Consider the following 570-nt stretch of genomic DNA (forward strand, 5'->3'; position numbering starts at 1 on the left):
GGCCAATCTTGAAAGCGCCCTTTGGTCAGGCGCTTACTCATCAACCAGTATCCGGAACCATCGTAGCATAGCGCCCTTAACATGGTTCGGCGTCGATTGGTGAACACAAACAGGGTACCGCTACGTGGCTCTTGTTTGAGCTGATGACGACAGAGGGCGACAAAGCCATCAATTCCACAACGAAAATCGGCAGGCTTAATGGCCAGAAGGATTTGGGTCTGCGCAGTTAGATGGATCATGCTAATGCCCCCACATCTTGCAGCAAGGTTTGGAGCAGATGAAGTGACAGCTCTCCGCTAATACGAATTTGACTTGAGTTTGGTAGCGTCATTTCAATGCTCAAACGATGCTCTGTATTAGGCTCAAATTCGTGTTCGATAGGCAATGACATAAAGTCAGAGGGGGCGGTGGAATTGACAGCAGCATGGTCACACCAAATCTTGAGTTGTCGAGCGTTAATCCTCAACGCAGTAGCAATGTGATTATGGGAGTGACTGTCTGCTAATTCAACGGCCAATTGTCGAAGTTCGTTAGGAGTGTGAGTGCGTTTAGTTCGGTTTTGGCGCCAGT

2 protein-coding genes are annotated in these 570 nt (G+C 48.8%); both read right to left on the reverse strand.

What is annotated here, in order from left to right:
- On the reverse strand, positions 1–239 hold a 239-nt coding region (gene tnpB / locus R7190_RS29475), incomplete at its 3' end, for an IS66 family insertion sequence element accessory protein TnpB (protein WP_318138150.1).
- A partial coding sequence (locus R7190_RS29480) for a hypothetical protein (protein WP_318138151.1) occupies positions 236–570 on the reverse strand: 335 nt, incomplete at its 5' end. The genes tnpB and R7190_RS29480, both read right to left, overlap by 4 nt.

The organism is Vibrio sp. 1078-1, from assembly GCF_033340475.1.